The 16,865-nt window shown below is 35.5% G+C and carries 18 protein-coding genes; 6 read left to right on the forward strand and 12 right to left on the reverse strand.

The window, feature by feature from the left end; all coding sequences use genetic code 11:
* Positions 1-678: 678 nt before the first annotated feature.
* A complete protein-coding gene (locus LF886_RS14890; RefSeq protein WP_103233717.1) occupies positions 679-909 on the forward strand; it encodes a hypothetical protein in 231 nt (76 codons plus the stop codon).
* A gap of 185 nt (positions 910-1,094) precedes the next feature.
* On the opposite strand, the gene LF886_RS14895 is transcribed toward LF886_RS14890, so the two are convergent.
* The 5 genes from LF886_RS14895 to LF886_RS14915 all read right to left on the reverse strand — a co-directional run bounded on the left by LF886_RS14895 (position 1,095) and on the right by LF886_RS14915 (position 5,138).
* Positions 1,095-1,316 (reverse strand): hypothetical protein, encoded by a 222-nt coding sequence (locus LF886_RS14895; RefSeq protein ID WP_236850259.1) that lies wholly within the window; start codon positions 1,314-1,316, stop codon positions 1,095-1,097.
* 157 nt (positions 1,317-1,473) lie between these two features.
* Entirely contained in the window at positions 1,474-2,049 is a 576-nt protein-coding gene (locus tag LF886_RS14900; RefSeq protein ID WP_236850260.1) for a hypothetical protein, read from the reverse strand.
* A 172-nt stretch (positions 2,050-2,221) separates the two neighbouring features.
* Entirely contained in the window at positions 2,222-3,259 is a 1,038-nt protein-coding gene (locus LF886_RS14905) for a peptidylprolyl isomerase (RefSeq protein WP_228410045.1), read from the reverse strand.
* 81 nt (positions 3,260-3,340) lie between these two features.
* The gene (locus LF886_RS14910; RefSeq protein ID WP_236850261.1) at positions 3,341-3,853 is read right to left on the reverse strand and encodes an FKBP-type peptidyl-prolyl cis-trans isomerase; all 513 of its coding nucleotides are present in this window, start codon (positions 3,851-3,853) and stop codon (positions 3,341-3,343) included.
* Positions 3,854-4,067: 214 nt separating this feature from the next.
* Positions 4,068-5,138 carry a branched-chain amino acid aminotransferase gene (locus tag LF886_RS14915; RefSeq protein ID WP_236850262.1) on the reverse strand — a complete coding sequence of 357 codons (1,071 nt, stop codon included), beginning with the start codon at positions 5,136-5,138 and terminating at the stop codon, positions 4,068-4,070.
* Positions 5,139-5,223: 85 nt separating this feature from the next.
* On the opposite strand from LF886_RS14915, the gene mnmD reads away from it, so the two are divergent.
* Positions 5,224-5,898, forward strand: a complete 675-nt coding sequence (gene mnmD, locus LF886_RS14920) for a tRNA (5-methylaminomethyl-2-thiouridine)(34)-methyltransferase MnmD (protein ID WP_236850263.1) — start codon at positions 5,224-5,226, stop codon at positions 5,896-5,898.
* 117 nt (positions 5,899-6,015) lie between these two features.
* The gene (locus LF886_RS14925) at positions 6,016-6,432 is read left to right on the forward strand and encodes an NUDIX hydrolase (protein WP_236850264.1); all 417 of its coding nucleotides are present in this window, start codon (positions 6,016-6,018) and stop codon (positions 6,430-6,432) included.
* Positions 6,433-6,453: 21 nt separating this feature from the next.
* On the opposite strand, the gene LF886_RS14930 is transcribed toward LF886_RS14925, so the two are convergent.
* Positions 6,454-7,158, reverse strand: coding sequence for a DUF4294 domain-containing protein (locus LF886_RS14930; RefSeq protein WP_124531038.1), 705 nt, complete (start codon positions 7,156-7,158; stop codon positions 6,454-6,456).
* 51 nt (positions 7,159-7,209) lie between these two features.
* Between LF886_RS14930 and LF886_RS14935 the strand changes: the two genes are divergently transcribed.
* Both LF886_RS14935 and rpe read left to right on the forward strand, forming a co-directional pair.
* Complete coding sequence (locus LF886_RS14935; RefSeq protein WP_103235058.1) at positions 7,210-8,283, forward strand: M42 family peptidase; 1,074 nt, start codon at positions 7,210-7,212, stop codon at positions 8,281-8,283.
* 131 nt (positions 8,284-8,414) lie between these two features.
* Positions 8,415-9,065 carry a ribulose-phosphate 3-epimerase gene (rpe, locus tag LF886_RS14940; RefSeq protein WP_103235059.1) on the forward strand — a complete coding sequence of 217 codons (651 nt, stop codon included), beginning with the start codon at positions 8,415-8,417 and terminating at the stop codon, positions 9,063-9,065.
* A 219-nt stretch (positions 9,066-9,284) separates the two neighbouring features.
* On the opposite strand, the gene LF886_RS14945 is transcribed toward rpe, so the two are convergent.
* Genes LF886_RS14945 through LF886_RS14955 form a run of 3 tightly spaced genes read right to left on the reverse strand, consistent with a single transcriptional unit; the run spans position 9,285 to position 11,129 of the window.
* A complete protein-coding gene (locus tag LF886_RS14945; protein WP_236850265.1) occupies positions 9,285-9,770 on the reverse strand; it encodes a DUF1772 domain-containing protein in 486 nt (161 codons plus the stop codon).
* A 36-nt stretch (positions 9,771-9,806) separates the two neighbouring features.
* Positions 9,807-10,904 carry a DUF692 family multinuclear iron-containing protein gene (locus LF886_RS14950; protein ID WP_236850266.1) on the reverse strand — a complete coding sequence of 366 codons (1,098 nt, stop codon included), beginning with the start codon at positions 10,902-10,904 and terminating at the stop codon, positions 9,807-9,809.
* A gap of 3 nt (positions 10,905-10,907) precedes the next feature.
* The gene (locus tag LF886_RS14955; RefSeq protein WP_236850267.1) at positions 10,908-11,129 is read right to left on the reverse strand and encodes a hypothetical protein; all 222 of its coding nucleotides are present in this window, start codon (positions 11,127-11,129) and stop codon (positions 10,908-10,910) included.
* 370 nt (positions 11,130-11,499) lie between these two features.
* Here LF886_RS14955 and LF886_RS14960 point away from each other — a divergent pair, with 370 nt between their 5' ends.
* Positions 11,500-13,251 (forward strand): alpha-L-fucosidase, encoded by a 1,752-nt coding sequence (locus LF886_RS14960; protein ID WP_236850268.1) that lies wholly within the window; start codon positions 11,500-11,502, stop codon positions 13,249-13,251.
* Positions 13,252-13,330: 79 nt separating this feature from the next.
* Here the strand turns inward: LF886_RS14960 and LF886_RS14965 are convergent, their stop codons facing one another.
* The 3 genes from LF886_RS14965 to LF886_RS14975 all read right to left on the reverse strand — a co-directional run bounded on the left by LF886_RS14965 (position 13,331) and on the right by LF886_RS14975 (position 16,507).
* A complete protein-coding gene (locus LF886_RS14965) occupies positions 13,331-13,747 on the reverse strand; it encodes a nucleoside-diphosphate kinase (protein WP_236850269.1) in 417 nt (138 codons plus the stop codon).
* Between the two features lie 587 nt (positions 13,748-14,334).
* Positions 14,335-15,261: a ribosome small subunit-dependent GTPase A gene (gene rsgA / locus LF886_RS14970; protein ID WP_236850270.1), complete on the reverse strand. Its 927-nt coding sequence runs from the start codon at positions 15,259-15,261 to the stop codon at positions 14,335-14,337.
* Between the two features lie 163 nt (positions 15,262-15,424).
* Entirely contained in the window at positions 15,425-16,507 is a 1,083-nt protein-coding gene (locus tag LF886_RS14975; protein ID WP_124531033.1) for a chorismate mutase, read from the reverse strand.
* Positions 16,508-16,865 lie beyond the last annotated feature (358 nt).

Here is a 16,865-nt window from a genome sequence, read left to right on the forward strand (position 1 = left end):
CCAGCAGTGAACCTTTGCCAAATTCAAGAGGTTAGCTATACAGAACTCAATATTATTTTTTAAATTTTCCTGATTCATTTTTAAAACTTTTCTATAAATATTTTAAATGGTATAAAAATATGATCAAACTGTAATATTTTCTTTGTTTCAAATTATTAAACCTTAAAAATAGAAAATTTTTCTTTGTTTAACGAAATAACAGATGAAAATACGCTCTAACACGAGCCTTATCAACCTCTTAAAACAAAGTGTTAATCGAGAAAGTAATATTTTGGCATGATATTGGCATTTAGAATATTGAGAAAAAATTAAAAAAGCACTAAGGATGAGAAAAAAGGTTTTCTGTGGATTTTCAGTTTTTCCACTGATTCAAGTTCATATCTAGCATATGAATCCTTTTTTTCTACGATGCCGTAAAAGATACGGGCTCGTGATTAACTAACCCCCGTTAGTTAATCACAGCAGTTTTGCACCCCGTATCTAACTGGTATCATCAATAACCAAGAATCTTTATTGATTCAAAAAAACAAAAATATCCCGGACTTTTAGCCCGGTATTACGATATAAATAAATGGCAAAGTCATCGTGAATCTTAGCCCAGTAAAGGAATTTATTCTTTTTACCGTGATGAGTGCGCCTTTATTCTTTAATTAATGTATAACCCTTAAAATGTTAGTAATGATGAGATCCTTTTTTGAAATGATTTTTAAGAGAAATGAAGATGCTGCAAAATTGAATATATGGAGCCTATTGTTGGTAATGAGTTTTGCTGCATTTTCGGTTTTGGTATACGCCTTAAAACCAAGCTTAAACAGCTTAATAATATATCTGACGGCATTTGCCGCTTATATCGGCTTTGGCCTTGTATTCATTAGTTCCCTGGCTGGAACTGGTATGAAGAAAAGATAACAGAACATATAACTTTCAATTAATTTTTACTGAAAAAACCGTCCTTTTGGGGCGGTTTTTTTGTTTTACAATTTACTGTTCATTACTTTTATTGACATTCATTAAGGTTCAAAATGCACAACAAAAAAAGCCACCCCATCAGGAGCAGCTCTGCGATAACAAAGTTATCTTAACATTGTAAAAACTTATTCTTTAAACAGATCCTTCATCATTTTATCGAGAATCGTTTTTGTCTCTTCTTCAATCATTTTACCGGATTTTTCAACCATTTTCTCTCTGAAAGGCTCACAACAGGCTTTTATTCCAAAGCCCTCATCTGTTTTAATGAGTTCCGGATGCAGACCGTGTTCTTCACACATTTCTGACTCAATTTCTTTTTTTATTAGGTCGTAATTCAGATCAAACATATTTTCTATTTTGTTTCTTATAAGTGATGGATAAAGATAGAAGTATTAAACCCTTACCGAAATCCGTATTTCTACGGTATTTATAGGAAACAAAAAAACCGCCTTTTTCAAGACGGTATTATTTTAATAAATAAATCGAAGCTTGCTGCTTAACCCTTTAAAATTTATCCAGAATCTTCTTCGGTAAGACTTTCACTAGTTCTTTTTTATATTCCTTTTCCAGAATAACAAATTTCCAGTTTTTTTTATCTTTTGAAACAGCACAGGCTTTCATATTGGCGTTGATGAGATATGAACCTTCACTGGCTAGATATTTTACATTATTCGCTCCATATTTAGCTGTTAAAGCGCTATTCATTTTTTGTTTCATCTCATCATTTAATGAACTGATATTACATTTCAGTTTCAAAAAATAATGGGTAATAGAAAAATATTCACCCGTAATGAGTTCAGGATTTTCAATATTTCCAAACTTTAAATCCTGCACTTCAATTTTCATGAATGGATTATTGTAAGTCATATTCAAAATCTGTGTCATCTGCTCTTTTGAAACTATGGTGAAGAATTTTGGATATATACAACTTACCGCTTGATCTATCTGTTTAGATTTAATACTGTTTACAAAATAAGTAAGTGATTTTTTTATCGCCGCATTGTCAGGATTTGCTTTGGTCTGAGAAAAAGTCATAAACGACAGCAGAACAAACAGAAACAGAAGTGATTTAGTTTTCATTATTTAATAGTTGTTACAAATTTTTAGATTACTTTTTACCAGAAAAATCATTAAACCTTCCAGATATTGAAATGTGTCGTAACATGTACGCAGATCGTTACAGAATGTATTTGAACTGAATAAAAAAAGCCGTCCTTATCGGACGGCTTTTGAGAATATTTTAAAGATTCAATTATTTTACTTTTACAAGCTCAACATCGAACACTAACCAAGAGTTTGGCGGGATCACTCCTCCTGCACCTCTTTCTCCGTAAGCCATTGCTGGCGGGATCAATAACGTAGCAGTTTCACCTTCTTTCAATAATAGGATACCTTCATCCCATCCTTTGATTACTCTTCCCATTCCAATTGGAATATCGATAGGCTCATTTCTTTTGAATGAAGAATCAAACTCAGTTCCGTCTACCAATTTACCTGCATAGTGTACAGATACATTGTCACCAACTTTTGGAGCTTTACCATCAGCTGTTTTTGTGATTTTATAATAAAGACCTGATTCAGTTTTTTGCATACCAGCTTTTAGGTTTTCAACCAATTTTTCCTGATTAGCTTTGAATTCTTCTTCTTTTTTCTTTTTTTCAGCTTCCTCCTTAGCAGCAAAAGCTTTATTGTTTTCTGCGATTTTAGCTTTTCCTTCGTTGAAAGTTTTAGCTGCATCGTAGTGCTTATATTCGTCACCTTTACTGAAAACAGAAACTTTTTCTAAAACGATATCTGTTTTAGGCTTATCCTGAGCTCCTTTTTCAACGTTAGCAATTACATCAATTACATCATTACCTTTTACTACTTTTCCGAAGATTGTGTGTCTTCCATCTAGCCAAGGAGTCGCAACTTCAGTGATGAAGAACTGAGAACCGTTTGTATTTGGTCCAGAATTCGCCATAGAAAGAATACCTTTTCCTGTGTGTTTAAGGTCGTTTCTTTCGTCCTCGAATTTATATCCCGGATCACCTGCTCCAGTTCCTTTAGGGTCTCCCCCTTGGATCATGAAATCTTTGATCACTCTGTGGAAAATAGTTCCGTCATAATAAGGAACTCCCTTAGCCTTAGCTTTGTTGTCGATTTTCCCTTCTGCAAGACCGATAAAGTTGGCTACAGTTACTGGTGCTTTCTTGTCTTCAAGCTTCACAATCAAATTACCTTTTGTGGTTTGAAGATTGGCATAAAGCCCGTCATTAAGACCTTCGTAAGTTTCTTTGTCTACGTTCATTTTTTTATAAATTGGGGTACAACTCATCAGCGAAATACTTGCCGCTGCCAGAATTATATTCTTGTTAAACAATTTCATGTATTATTGGGCTTTTAATTTTATGATTAATGGTATGTCGTTATCTATTTTCTTTTCGTCTCCGAAAGTTCCGTAAGCCAAAGAAGACGGCACCAAAAGCGTCACTTCCTCTCCATCATGTATAAAACGCAAAGCGTTTTCCACTGCTCTCAGTTCATCAAAGTGCCCGAATCTGGCATCTCTTCTTTCAAAAGACTTCTCATAGATTTTAGTCTGGTCAAAATCGTACAGATCATAAGAGTAAGAAATCAAAGATTCATCTTTTCTTCTTTCTCTCTGATCATAGTCTTCTGCCGTCACCCAGTAATTAAGCTGCGTAGGATAATACTTCACAGACTGACCATTGATCCAATCCTGAATCTGGCCTCTTTCTATGGTATTTAGATTTTTCATCCTGTTTTTAGAAACATCCAGATCTTTTTGGCTCAAAACACCGCCTACAGGTGGATGGGCCGTCTGTGCATTTCTGTTGCAGCTCAACAGGCTTATGGCTGATATGAAGAGTAATTTTCTCATAAACTTTTGCGAAAATACACATTTCGCGAATCAATTACAAAACTTGACGAAGAAATATGTGAATGTAATAACGTATCTATTTACTAATAGAACCAGACTGTTAAATTTAATCCTATAGTTAAAGGACGTTCATCCACTTTATATTTATATGAATGCATACATACAAAAAAACCGGGAAATTCCCGGTTTCTGTATATTATTTGTTCAGTTAAGATTAAACTGTTTCCAGAGCGTGATCTACGATAACTCTCCATCCGAATGGATCTTCAGTTAAGTTATTTTGTAGGTCTACCAAGTCTTTCTTAAGGAGAGCCGCATAGCTTTCATCATCAGATAATCTTGGAAGTTCCAATTTCTCACCCTGGTATCCTAAAGCCTGGAACTGAGTGGTAACTACTGCTGTACCTACTCCCCATACTTCTTTAAGAGCACCTTCCTTCAAAGCTTCAATAACTGTTTTTACAGGGATTGGCTCTATTTTCACTTCAATTCCTCTTTTCTTAGCCAATTGGATGAAGCTGTCTCTTGTTACCCCATCAAGAATTTTTTCAGAAGTTGGAGGTGTATAGATTGTATCGTTGATTCTTACAAATACATTCATTGTACCACTTTCTTCGAAATATTCGTGAGTAGCATCATCGGTCCAGATAATCTGCTCATATCCTTCTTCGATAGCCAATTGTGTAGGATAGAAAGAAGCAGCATAGTTACCTGCAGCTTTTGCAGAACCTACTCCTCCGTTTGCAGCTCTTGAATAGTGATCAGAGATTTTCACTGATACCGGTTCTGAGTAATAGCTCTTCGCTGGTGTTGCAACGATAGCAAACATATATTTATTAGATACTCTAGCTTTCAAAGCTTCTTCTGTAGCAAAAATCAACGGTCTGATATATAGTGACATTCCTTCCCCCTGTGGAATCCACTCTCTGTCGATATCTACTAATGCTTTTAATCCGTCTAAAAACATTTCTTCAGTCACCTCTGGCATAGCAAGACGTTTTGCTGACTTATTGATACGTTCAAAATTCTTTTCCGGTCTGAAAAGTAAAACCTGCCCGTCTTTGTCTTTATAGGCTTTCATACCTTCAAAACAAGCTTGCCCATAGTTTACTCCCATCATAGCGGGTGTAAAAGGTATCGGACCGTAAGGAACTAATTTTACATCACCCCATTTTCCATCTTCATACTCACAAATAATCATATGATCAATGAAAGTACCACCAAATGAAAAATTGTTAGGGTCAAATGTTGAAATTCTGGAGTTTTCAGTTTTTTGAATTATCATTTTTTAAAATTTTTACGATGTTCTACAAATTTAACATAATTTTCTAAATATAAAAATTTTAGAGTAAATTTGACAAAAAAATAGCTTGAAAAGAGAGATTAAGACCACAAACGACGGTAGTAAAACATTGTTTATCAACGAATTAAACGAAAACTACCATTCTCATCATGGAGCACTTCAAGAAGCAGAACATGTGTTTATCAAAAACGGATTAAATCTAGTGAATGATTGCGAAATTAATATTTTAGAACTCGGTTTTGGAACAGGTTTGAATGTTTTAGTAACAATTAATGAATATTTAAAAACTGACAAAAATCATGTCATTAATTATTTTTCGCTCGAAAAATATCCAATAAATGAATCTGAAGTTAAGGATTTGGCTTACTTTGAGCTTTTTGACAACCCTGAGTTTAAAAATATTTATCAGAAAATTCATCTGGCAGATTGGGGAAAGTCAGTAGAAATCATTAATAGATTCAACTTAAACAAGATAGAATGTGATTTTTTTGACCTAAAGGACATTGATTTGCCTAAAATCAATCTTGTTTATTTCGATTGCTTCGGAGCCAGAGTACAGCCTGATCTATGGGAAAAACCATTATTTGAACTGGTTTCTGACAAAATGGCCATTAACGGATTATTAACGACCTACTCTTCCAAAGGCAGCGTAAGAAGAATTCTTCAGGAACTGAATTTTCAGGTAGAGAAAAAACAGGGTCCTCCAGGAAAGAGAGAGATGATTAATGCCGTGAAGCTGTAAAATAGTAAAAGGAAGAAATTATTAACAAGGAAATTTGCTTAGTATTTTGCCCTTTTACCCTTATATGACTCATAAAAATTCCTTACATTAGCTATACAAATATTATACATTATATATATGATAGATAAGATCAACATTAGAGTGTATGGATGTGCGGTAAAAGATAAACAAGTTCTGACCTTATTTGAGGAATATGCCGGCGAAGCTTTAATGAAATTTCCAGGTGGTGGATTAGAATATGGTGAAGGTGTATTAGAATGTCTGCATCGTGAGTTTGATGAAGAGCTTAATGTAAAGGTAAATGTTCTGGAACATTTTTATACTCAGGAAAACTTTCTGGTTTCCCGTTTCAAAGAAAATGAACAGCTTCTTACCATATATTATATAGTAGACATTGCCAATGAAGAGGATTTCCTTATTATGGATCCCTGTATTGAAAAAACAGAATGGATTGATATCGACAGACCAGACAATCCTTTTCCTCTCCCAATAGATAAAATTGTCTTCAATAAATTAAAAGAAAAATTCCTGTAAGTGTTCTTACAGGAATTTATATTATTTCTTGACTTTAAAATCACTTGCTCCTGGATAAGGCTGCAGATAACCAGAATTCCAATTGGACTGAAGCAATGATTCTACAAATTCATCCGTTCTGTTGTTATGGGGATCATAGCGGTCTTTCAGATCAATATCGGCCATTTTTCCTTTTACATTCCACCAGAAAGCGCTCCATCCTCCTCTCAGCTCTTTGATAATTTCAAATACATTTTTTCCGGTAGCCCTATTCATCAGTTTTGCAAAAACCTGCCCTTCGGTAGTGGTAAGATCTCTCAGTTGTTTTTCATACTGATCAGCAAGCATATTCTGTCTTTCTCTTACAAACTTTCTTTTGGCCTTGCTATCCATATCGTTCATATCCTTCTGAATATCTCTGTACTGCTGGAGTGCCGTGACAAATAAAGGATATACTCTGTACAGCTTTTTATTCAGAAAATAATAGTAATTTCTATCCAGCTGGTTATTAAATCTCGGTTTATTAACCAAAATCAATTCATCTAATACGACTACAGGCTCGCCATTGATTTCATAAATCTTGACCTTTTGCTGTTCGTCATAATAATATTTATTTCCAAATTCATCTGTTTTCAATGATTCAGCCGGATATTGATTGAGTGGTTTTGCCACTACACCATCCTTTTGGCCAAAAACACTGACTCCAAAAAAGAAAATAAAAAGGCAGATAATCTTACTAAAATTCATTATTTTTACACTTATAAGAACAAAAATTAAACGCAAAAATCATTCCTTTTTATGAAATTTGAAAAGAAATCTTTGAAATTTTTAGAAAAATATTTAAACACATCATCACCAACAGGTTATGAACACAAAGGACAAGAAGTCTGGATGGACTATATCCGACCTTATGTAGACAAAATAGAAGTAGATCATTATGGAACCTGTTATGGGATCATCAATCCTGAAGCTGAATTTAAAGTAGTGATTGAAGCACATGCAGATGAGATTTCCTGGTATGTAAATTATATTACAGATGACGGATTGATCTATGTCATCAGAAACGGAGGCTCAGATCAAACGATTGCTCCTTCAAAGGTTGTCCACATTCACGGAGAAAATGGAATCATAAAAGGCGTATTCGGATGGCCAGCCATTCATACGAGAACCAATCAGAATGAGCCTACTCCTAAAATCGAAAACATTTTTATCGACTGTGGGGCTACTTCCAAAAAAGAAGTGGAAGAAATGGGAATTTTTGTGGGATGCATGATTACTTACCCTGACGAGTTTTTTGAAATGAACGACAGATATTTTGTCTGTAGAGCACTCGATAACAGAATTGGTGGTTTTATGATCGCTGAAGTGGCCAGACTTTTAAAAGAAAATAAAAAATCGATCCCGTTCGGACTGTATATTACCAATTCTGTACAGGAAGAAGTAGGTTTATATGGAGCAGACATGATTGCTGACACTATTAAGCCTAATATCGCCATCGTTACTGATGTTACTCATGACACTACCACTCCGATGATTGAAAAGAAAAAAGAAGGAGATCAAAAATGTGGTGAAGGACCAGTTGTATTCTTTGCTCCGAGTGTTCATCATATAATCAGAGAATTAATCATTGACACGGCGAAAACAAAAAAAATCCCTTTCCAAAGAGCAGCAGCAAGCAGAGCTACAGGAACTGACACAGACGCTTTTGCCCATTCTAACGGCGGGGTACCAAGTGCGTTAATTTCCTTACCTTTGCGTTATATGCATACTACGGTAGAAATGGTATCTAAAGAGGATGTAGGCAACGTTATCAAGCTTATCTACGAAACCATTCTTAAGATCAAGCCGGAAATGAAACTGAAGTATCATTAATTGAGATTTCAGATTTCAGATATCAGACAGCAGATATCAGACTCTAATGAATACATCTACTTCTGCTCTTTAAAGATCTGAAATCTGAGATCTAGCATCTTATATCTAAATAAAAAGTATAAAAAGTAAAAATGAAAACGAAGCTTATTGCTCCATCCCTTCTATCTGCAGACTTTGGGAATCTGCAAAGAGACATTGAAATGCTGAATAATTCTCAGGCCGACTGGTTCCACATTGATGTAATGGACGGCAGATTTGTTCCCAATATTTCATTTGGTTTTCCGGTGATGAAAACCGTTCAGCAGCATGCTAAAAAATTTGTAGATGTTCACTTGATGATCGTAGAGCCGGATAAATATGTTGACGAATTCATCAATCATGGTGCAGACCTTATTTCTGTACATTATGAAGCTTGTACGCATCTTCACAGAACGATTCATCACATTCAGAGCAAGGGGGTAAAAGCAGGGGTTGTTTTAAATCCTTCCACGCCGGTATTAATGCTTGAGGACATTATTGCAGATGTAGATCTTGTATTATTAATGAGTGTAAATCCAGGTTTTGGAGGTCAGAAATTCATTGAAAATACTTACAAAAAGATTGCAGAAACCAAAGACCTTATCTTAAGCAACAATTCTACTGCACTTATCGAAATAGATGGCGGTGTGAACCTTGACAACGCTTCTAAATTATTTGAAGCCGGAGCTGATGTTCTTGTTGCAGGAAATGCTGTCTTCTCAGCTGAAAGCCCTGAAAAAATGATCGAGCTACTGAAGATCTAATAGATTATATTTTATCATAAGCAAAAGGCAGCCATTGGCTGCCTTTTCTCTTGTTTGGAACTTAAGTCGTCTTGGTTATAATCTTTTTTTTCAACACTTTGAAAATGTTAAATTATGTCTCGCTAACAACACAAAGATCTGAATAAAACCCTATGTATACATCCGTAGAAATACCGAATCTTTTGACTCCGTATTTTCACTTAACCTTTCTTATCTTTTTCACACCTCTTTGTTCCAGATACAGGCACAGACAACAAAAATTATGGAAAACACAGAAAATACAGTTCTTATATTATTTAGGAAATTCCATCTGTTTTCAAAATTTTCACGCATCTGTTTGATGGCATCTGCTGTAGAATTGGAAATATCAAACTTATCCAAAGCATCATTCATAGGAACATTTCCAGCAACCGTTACTCCAAAAACACCGATCAAATAAGCCAGTGCTGCCAGCAAAAGAAAAATAAAAACAGGCTGCTGCCCCCGGAACAAAAAGACAGATACCGGAAGTAGAACTGCAGTTCCTATAAAGCTCATAAAGAAAACAGGGTTCAGAATTTCCCGGTTGATGCTTTGCATAGCCTTTACATATTCCATATCAGAGAGTTTTCCCAACCCCAGAACAACTGAACATGAATAGGCATAGAAAAGTCCTCCTATCAAAGCAGTGAGGACGGCAGTAATGATCAATACTAATGTTGTCATTTTCATATAATTTGATTTGGTTATCAGGATTGAGTTTTAATAAGGATTCCATTTTTTAATGATATTCTGGGCTGTCAAAATCATTTCGGGATCCCAGTTTTCTGTGTTAAAATAATGAAAGCCCTGATCTTTAATGACTGCTGCTCCTACATTATCAAAAAGAAGCCTGGTAAGCCTCGATTGCTCTTCATACAAAACCAGATCTTCAGCAGGTTTTTCTGTAAGTTGTATTTCCTTTTTAGTCCAGCTATTCTCTCTTCTATTTTTCCAGTCTGAGGCTTCAATAATTGTTCTAACCTTATTAAAATCATGTAAGAAATTACTTTTTTCCTCTTCCGTTTTGAGGGTATGTCCAAGCCTTTCAATAATGACATACTCCAGGTTCTGGCATTGTGTCAGTACAGTAGGTAAAACAGAAAAAATATCTTCCGGAATAACATCATCATGGGTATCTCTCCTCACCGGCATTTTCCCATATACACTCTCCTGCCAGCTCCCTCCTGAAAGATGAATTTCCTTTACTTTATCCAAAGGATACAAATTGATTATTTCCTGCATTTCTACTCCGAAATTACAGGATTGGCAATATATATTATGAAGATCCAGAATCAAGAAACCATTGCTGTCTTCTGTGAGTTTGTCAAGGAACATTCCCTGTTCTTTAACATCATCCACAGAGAACGAAAAGGCAAGATTTTCTATACCGACAGGAATGTCAACCGCTTCCTGAAGTCTATACAATCGGTCTTTCCCTATCTGTAAAGTTTTAGGATGTAAAGATACCGGCAATGGGACTCCCTGATGAAAATTATCAGTATTCATGAAACCAAAATGTTCCGTGATATGATTATACTTCCGTTGTAGAACTTCTTCTTTTAATTTTCCCAGCCATTCCTCCTGTCTTTCTGTCCATCTTGCATCTAACAGAGAATAGTAAACGCCATGTCCTATCAAACGGTTATTTTCGGCATAAAAGTTCAGCAGATCGCAAAGCCAGTCCGGCTCATGAGTATGATAAAGGGTATCAAAAGACCATTCCAATACCTCAATGGAGTTATTCTGCAGCAACGGCAAAATAGCAGAAACAAAGTCTGCTTCTGCCATCATGGATACTCCCAACAGTGGCTTTCTCATCTTTTATCCCATTCCGCAAGCCGGGCATCCATGACCACGAGGAATTACACTGTCTTTTTTTACAATCACTGTAGATTTGCCTGGTTTAGGCTTTCCTGGTGTTTCAGTAATGGCTGTTTTCTTAATCTTTTTTGCAGGCTTTTTCTCTTTATTGGCGGGTTTTGTAGTTTGTGCAGAAACCCCTACAGCCAGTAAGCTCGCCATTAATAATGTTGGAATTTTCATAATTGTTTATTTTTCAGATAGATTTTACAATAAACGTTCCAATATTATACATGTTGTGTATTGAAACTCTTATCTTAAAACCGCTTTATCCAGATCTGCTGTTTATTTTCCCTTTTCTTCGTATTGTTTCACAGCCTTTTCTTTCATAAATAGTTTAAAAGAAATATACAATAATAAAAGAAACGTTTTCATAACAATTATTGGTAAATAATAAGAAACTATTACATGCCGTAATCTATTCTTTATTTATATTTAGTGTTAAAATAAATCTACCTATGAAAAGCAGTCTGATTAAAGCTATTTTCCTTGGATTGACACTGTCAGCATACAGTATCGATGCACAGGTTCAAACAGCTGACAACAGCAAAAAATGGAATGGTTTAAAAATGCCAAGCTGGGTATTTTTATTCATTGGGGAATCTATTCTGTCAACGGAATCTCCGAATCCTGGTCATTCTTCAACAATTACATCAATCACGAGAATTATATGAAACAGCTGAATGGTTTTTCAGCTTCAAAATACCAGCCTGAACAATGGGTGAACCTTATTAAAGAATCCGGAGCAAAATATGCCGTCATTACGACTAAACATCACGACGGAGTTTCTTTATGGAATTCTAAGGCAGAAAATGCAACGACAATTCCTCATCAGTCTTTGGCAAAAAAAGATGTTTTGAGTCCTTTTGTTGCCGCGCTGAAAAAATCAGGATTAAAAACCGGGCTTTATTTTTCATTACCGGATTGGGGCCATCCGTACTATGACATCAATACCCGGACAAAAAAGCGTTACGAAATAAAAAATGATCCTAAACGCTGGCAGAATTTTATCAGCTATTACCAAAGCCAGCTTAATGAACTGTCTTCTCAATATTCGCCGGATCTTCTTTGGTTCGATGGAGATTGGGAACATACTTCTGAGGAATGGAAAGCTTCTCAGACCCTTGATCTTCTTAAAAAACACAATTCTGACATCATTATCAATTCCAGGCTTAATCATCATGGGGATTATGATACTCCTGAGCAGGGAGTTCCTGTAATTCCGCCACAAAATCCATACTGGGAACTTTGTTACACCATGAATGATTCATGGGGATATCAGCCCTATGATAAAGCATACAAAACACCCAATATGATTGTCAGAACCCTTGCAGATGTGATCAGCATGGGAGGAAATCTGTTGCTTGACATCGGTCCCAAATCAGATGGCACGATTCCGGAAGAGCAAATTGAAATTCTGAAAAACCTTGGCCGCTGGACTTCCAAAAACCAACATGCCATTTATGAAACAACCCGTGGAATTCCCTTTGAAAACTATAAAGGGAAATCTGCCTTATCCACATCACAAAAAACTTTATTCCTCTATCTGGAAGAAGCCAAAAAGCTGACAAAGATCTATGGATTGGCAACCCAACCTATTTCAGCAAAAATTATAGGAGATCCTTCAGCCGTTATCAAAATGGATTATGACGCTGAAAAAACGCTGACACTGAACTTCTCTAATGTAAAATTTGATCAGGATGTCACTGTGGCAGAACTCACTTTTGATACTCCCCCTGTTTTTCTTAAAGATTTTAAGAAAGAAAAGCTTTCCCTCACTGCAGTACTCCAAAATAAAAATACATTATTAGCGGCTTATGACCTGGCCAATTCATTGCATGATGGTATCAATCTATTGAATAACTCTGGATTGACCAGTGACGGACTTGATATGAAGCTCGGAAAAACACCTCTATCCAATACCGAAACCATCAATTGGATTGGTAAACATGCAGAAGCTTTTTTTGAAACTGAAAAAGGATTACCGGATGGACATTACTCCGGGATGAGTGCTTTATCAAAAGACAAACAGACTCTTTATCTTTTTGTGGAAGGAACACCTACGGGACCTATCGCCCTAAAAGGAATAAAAAATGACATTTCCAGAATAAGAATTGTGGGTGAAGGCACTATGCTTCCCCATACGATTTACAATAAACTTTACTGGAGTGACAGACCCGGAATTATTTATATTGACATTCCCAAAGAAAGGCTTGATAAGCAGATGACCGTTATTACTGTTTTGCTGAATAAGCCTCTTGAGCTTTACAGAGAAAATGTAGAAGCCATTGAAAACAATCTTTAATATCGTTTGACACCTACGCTTATTAAAAAACAAAATCCGGAGAAGTTTCTCCGGATTTTTATTTTGTAAGATGATTTTCTTAGAAAATCTCTCTTCCTGAAAAATGGAATTGAGCTTCGATCAATGCATTCTCGTCAGAATCTGAACCGTGAACAGCATTTTCTCCGATGCTTCTTGCAAACATTTTTCTGATTGTACCTTCTGCTGCTTCTGCAGGATTAGTAGCACCAATTAATGTTCTGAAATCTTCAACTGCATTGTTTTTTTCTAAAACTGCAGCTACGATAGGACCAGAACTCATGAATTCTACCAATTCACCATAAAATGGTCTTTCAGCGTGTACTTCATAGAATTTTTTCGCATCAGCAACTGTAAGCTGAGTTAATTTTAAAGCTTTGATCTTAAAACCTCCTTCAGCAATCTTACCCAATATAGCACCGATATGTCCGTCAGCAACTGCATCAGGCTTAATCATAGTGAATGTAATGTTAGACATAAATGTATATTTTTTTAATGGCGCAAAATTACAAAAAATATCTTTGATTTTTATTTTAATTTTTTTTTAACATAAAAATAACTTTTATTAAGAAATTGTGAACCAAACTTTGGCACAGTAATTGTTTATTTTATTGCGATTCTCATGTTTAATTTGAGTTTTCATGGTTATTAGTTTTTACCCAGCTTCGGCTGGGTTTTTTATTTCCTAAAAACAATAGTGTTTTTTTATCAATTCCATAATTTAACAAGCAAAACAGGGCCATTTTTAACAGCATTATTGTTTCTATAGCAATTAATAAAATAATTGAAATTTCCAAAATGTCATTGCAGAGAAAATTTAAAATGTGACAAAAGTGGAGTTATCTGCCAAAATAGCTATGCCAAAAAGTAGAGTTATTTTAAAAAAGAATTTTTTTCATTAAAAAATTAAAAAAATAAGCCGTAAAAACAGATAACCAAACAGAAAAGTTAATATGATTCTTATAAAAACATATTATTGAAAATATTATTCTGGCATAAGGGCACTAAAATATGTACAGATTGTCCGAATTAATCTGCATTAGTATGATAAGATGCTGTTTCTGATTATTTTTGGGAAGCTTCTTCTGCTTCGTCCATCAATTTAATATAGGTAGAATAGCGCGTATCTTGAATTTCGCCTGTTTCCAGTGCGTCAAGAACGGCACATTTGGGTTCGTTAATGTGAAGACAGTTGTGGAATTTGCACTCTTTTCTCTTTTTGAAAATTTCGGGAAAGTAATGCTGTACTTCTTCTTTTTCAATATCGATCATGGCAAATTCACGGACACCAGGTGTATCAATAACATTCCCGCCAAAATCCCAGAAATGCATCTGAGCAAAAGTAGTGGTATGTTTTCCTTTCAGATGGGTATCTGAAATTTCAGATGTTTTTAAATTTAATCCTGGCTGTAAAGCATTCACCAAAGTAGATTTTCCGCAACCGGAATGTCCGAAGAATACTGAAGTTTTATCTTTAAGGATTTCCTGAAGTTGATCCAGGTTCAATCTGGAATATGATGAAATCTCCAATGTGTCATAGCCTATTTCCTGGTAAACAAACTCTATGTCTTTTACGATTTCAATTTCTTCTTCATGTAAAACGTCAATCTTATTAAAAAGAATCAACGGTGTAATATTATAAGCTTCGCAACAGGCCAGAAACCTATCCAGGAAACCTAATGATGTTTCAGGATGTTTAAGGGTAAAGATAAAGCATGCCGTATCAATATTAGAAGCAATGATATGAGCTTCTTTCGAAAGGTTTACGGATTTTCTGATCAGATAATTGAAACGGGGGTCAATTTTTGTGATCCAGGCGATATCATCCTGTTCCAGTTGAAACTCAACAAAATCTCCTACAGCAAGTGGATTGGTAAGTCTGGTTTTTATTAATTTGAATTTCCCCCTGATTCTGGCCTCGAAAATTTTATTTGTTTCCAATTCCAAAACCTGGTACCAACTCCCTGTAGATTTAATAATTTTTCCTTTCATAGATAATGCTGGTGCAAATATAAGGAATTAGGGCTTAGAATTCAGGAAATAGGTTAAAAACACATGTTTCAATTCCCTAAGTCCTGATGTCTAAGCCCTAATCTATATTTTTTGCCGGAAATCTGGTAAAAGTTTTCAGTCTCTCTTACCTATTATCTGCAATTTATCTCTTATCGATCATAATATTATTCTGAACTTCAATAGACTCCTCGTGAATCGCTTTGAAGACTTTTTCAATAAATTCCTGAGACATTCCGGTTTCTTTCGCTTTTTGTGTAGCGTATTCTGTAATTACTTTCCAACGTTCCGGCTGGAAGATGGCAATATCGTTTTCCTTTTTAAGCTTACCAATCTTTTCAGAAATTTTCATCCTTTGAGATAGAAGTTCAATTAACTGGAAGTCAAGGTCTGAGATCAAAGTTCTGTGTCTTCCCATTTCACCTTCAAAACCTGCAAGATTGGTACTTCTTACTTTCAGGTTACCAATAAGATCTGCAAGAACCTCAGGAGTAATCTGCTGTGAAGCATCACTCCAAGCTTCATCAGGATTGCAGTGCGACTCAATAATAGCACCCTGGTATCCTACGTTAAGAGCTTCCTGCGTAATATCAGCAAGACCTGTTCTGTTTCCGCAGATGTGCGACGGGTCAATCAGCATTGGAATATTTGGAAACTGGCTCTTGAAGTCAAGGGCAATCTGCCAGTTTGGATTGTTTCTGTATTTTGTTTTCTGGTAAGTTGAAAATCCTCTGTGGATTACACCCAGGTTTTTAATATCCTGTCCTAAAAGTCTTTCCAACGCTCCGATCCATAAAGCAAGATCCGGATTAACAGGGTTTTTTACGAATACCGGCTTATTGGTTCCTCTTAAAGCCATTGCGATTTCCTGTACTGTAAACGGGTTTACTGTAGAACGCGCTCCGATCCAAAGAACATCCACATCTGCTTCCAACGCTGCAAAAACGTGGTGTGCATTTGCCACTTCAGTCGCTGTTTTGAAACCGTACTCTTCTTTCACTTTTTTTAGCCAGTTCAAACCGATCACTCCTACTCCTTCGAAACCATTTGGTTTGGTACGTGGTTTCCAGATCCCTGCACGGAAAACCGATACATTCGCATTGGATTCTTTAATTCTCCTAGCCGTTTCAAGCATTTGAGTTTCACTTTCCGCGCTACATGGTCCTGCAATCATTAAAGGCTGTGTAAGCCCATCGATCCACTCGTTTTTTAAATCATTTAAATTCATATTCTAAATTTTATTGTTTTTGTATAATTTTTTTAGTTGACAGCAATAGCCCTTTGGATTATAAAATTAATTTATAATTCTTTTCAAAAAATGCCGTTCAAAAATTGTTTAAAGGAATCAGGAAAATAATAGGGCTCTACTTCTCCTGTATTTTTTGGAAAGAAATTCAGTTAACAATACCAATAAAATCGGTAATAGGTTCTGAAATTTCTATAATAAGAAGCAGAAAAACTAAAATAACCGCTAAAAAAATAATTAGCGGGTGCAAAAAAAGACTGATATGTGTTAGTCAATTTTTCCATTTTATTCTGGAAATGTCTTTGTTTTAGCGTTTCTGGTTGCAATTTGTTCTTGTCGA

The sequence above is a fragment of the Chryseobacterium sp. MEBOG07 genome, assembly GCF_021869745.1.
Lineage (GTDB): Bacteria > Bacteroidota > Bacteroidia > Flavobacteriales > Weeksellaceae > Chryseobacterium > Chryseobacterium viscerum.

Excerpts from the sequence above, each read along its gene's own strand:
- LF886_RS14890 (WP_103233717.1), top strand. The coding sequence starts at position 679 with ATGATGAGATCCTTTTTTGAAATGATTTTTAAGAGAAATGAAGATGCT.
- LF886_RS14895 (WP_236850259.1), bottom strand. The coding sequence starts at position 1,316 with ATGTTTGATCTGAATTACGACCTAATAAAAAAAGAAATTGAGTCAGAA.
- LF886_RS14900 (WP_236850260.1), bottom strand. The coding sequence starts at position 2,049 with ATGAAAACTAAATCACTTCTGTTTCTGTTTGTTCTGCTGTCGTTTATG.
- LF886_RS14905 (WP_228410045.1), bottom strand. The coding sequence starts at position 3,259 with ATGAACGTAGACAAAGAAACTTACGAAGGTCTTAATGACGGGCTTTAT.
- LF886_RS14910 (WP_236850261.1), bottom strand. The coding sequence starts at position 3,853 with ATGAGAAAATTACTCTTCATATCAGCCATAAGCCTGTTGAGCTGCAAC.
- LF886_RS14915 (WP_236850262.1), bottom strand. The coding sequence starts at position 5,138 with ATGATAATTCAAAAAACTGAAAACTCCAGAATTTCAACATTTGACCCT.
- LF886_RS14925 (WP_236850264.1), top strand. The coding sequence starts at position 6,016 with ATGATAGATAAGATCAACATTAGAGTGTATGGATGTGCGGTAAAAGAT.
- LF886_RS14930 (WP_124531038.1), bottom strand. The coding sequence starts at position 7,158 with ATGAATTTTAGTAAGATTATCTGCCTTTTTATTTTCTTTTTTGGAGTC.
- LF886_RS14935 (WP_103235058.1), top strand. The coding sequence starts at position 7,210 with ATGAAATTTGAAAAGAAATCTTTGAAATTTTTAGAAAAATATTTAAAC.
- rpe (WP_103235059.1), top strand. The coding sequence starts at position 8,415 with ATGAAAACGAAGCTTATTGCTCCATCCCTTCTATCTGCAGACTTTGGG.
- LF886_RS14945 (WP_236850265.1), bottom strand. The coding sequence starts at position 9,770 with ATGACAACATTAGTATTGATCATTACTGCCGTCCTCACTGCTTTGATA.
- LF886_RS14950 (WP_236850266.1), bottom strand. The coding sequence starts at position 10,904 with ATGAGAAAGCCACTGTTGGGAGTATCCATGATGGCAGAAGCAGACTTT.
- LF886_RS14955 (WP_236850267.1), bottom strand. The coding sequence starts at position 11,129 with ATGAAAATTCCAACATTATTAATGGCGAGCTTACTGGCTGTAGGGGTT.
- LF886_RS14960 (WP_236850268.1), top strand. The coding sequence starts at position 11,500 with ATGGAATGGTTTAAAAATGCCAAGCTGGGTATTTTTATTCATTGGGGA.
- LF886_RS14965 (WP_236850269.1), bottom strand. The coding sequence starts at position 13,747 with ATGTCTAACATTACATTCACTATGATTAAGCCTGATGCAGTTGCTGAC.
- rsgA (WP_236850270.1), bottom strand. The coding sequence starts at position 15,261 with ATGAAAGGAAAAATTATTAAATCTACAGGGAGTTGGTACCAGGTTTTG.
- LF886_RS14975 (WP_124531033.1), bottom strand. The coding sequence starts at position 16,507 with ATGAATTTAAATGATTTAAAAAACGAGTGGATCGATGGGCTTACACAG.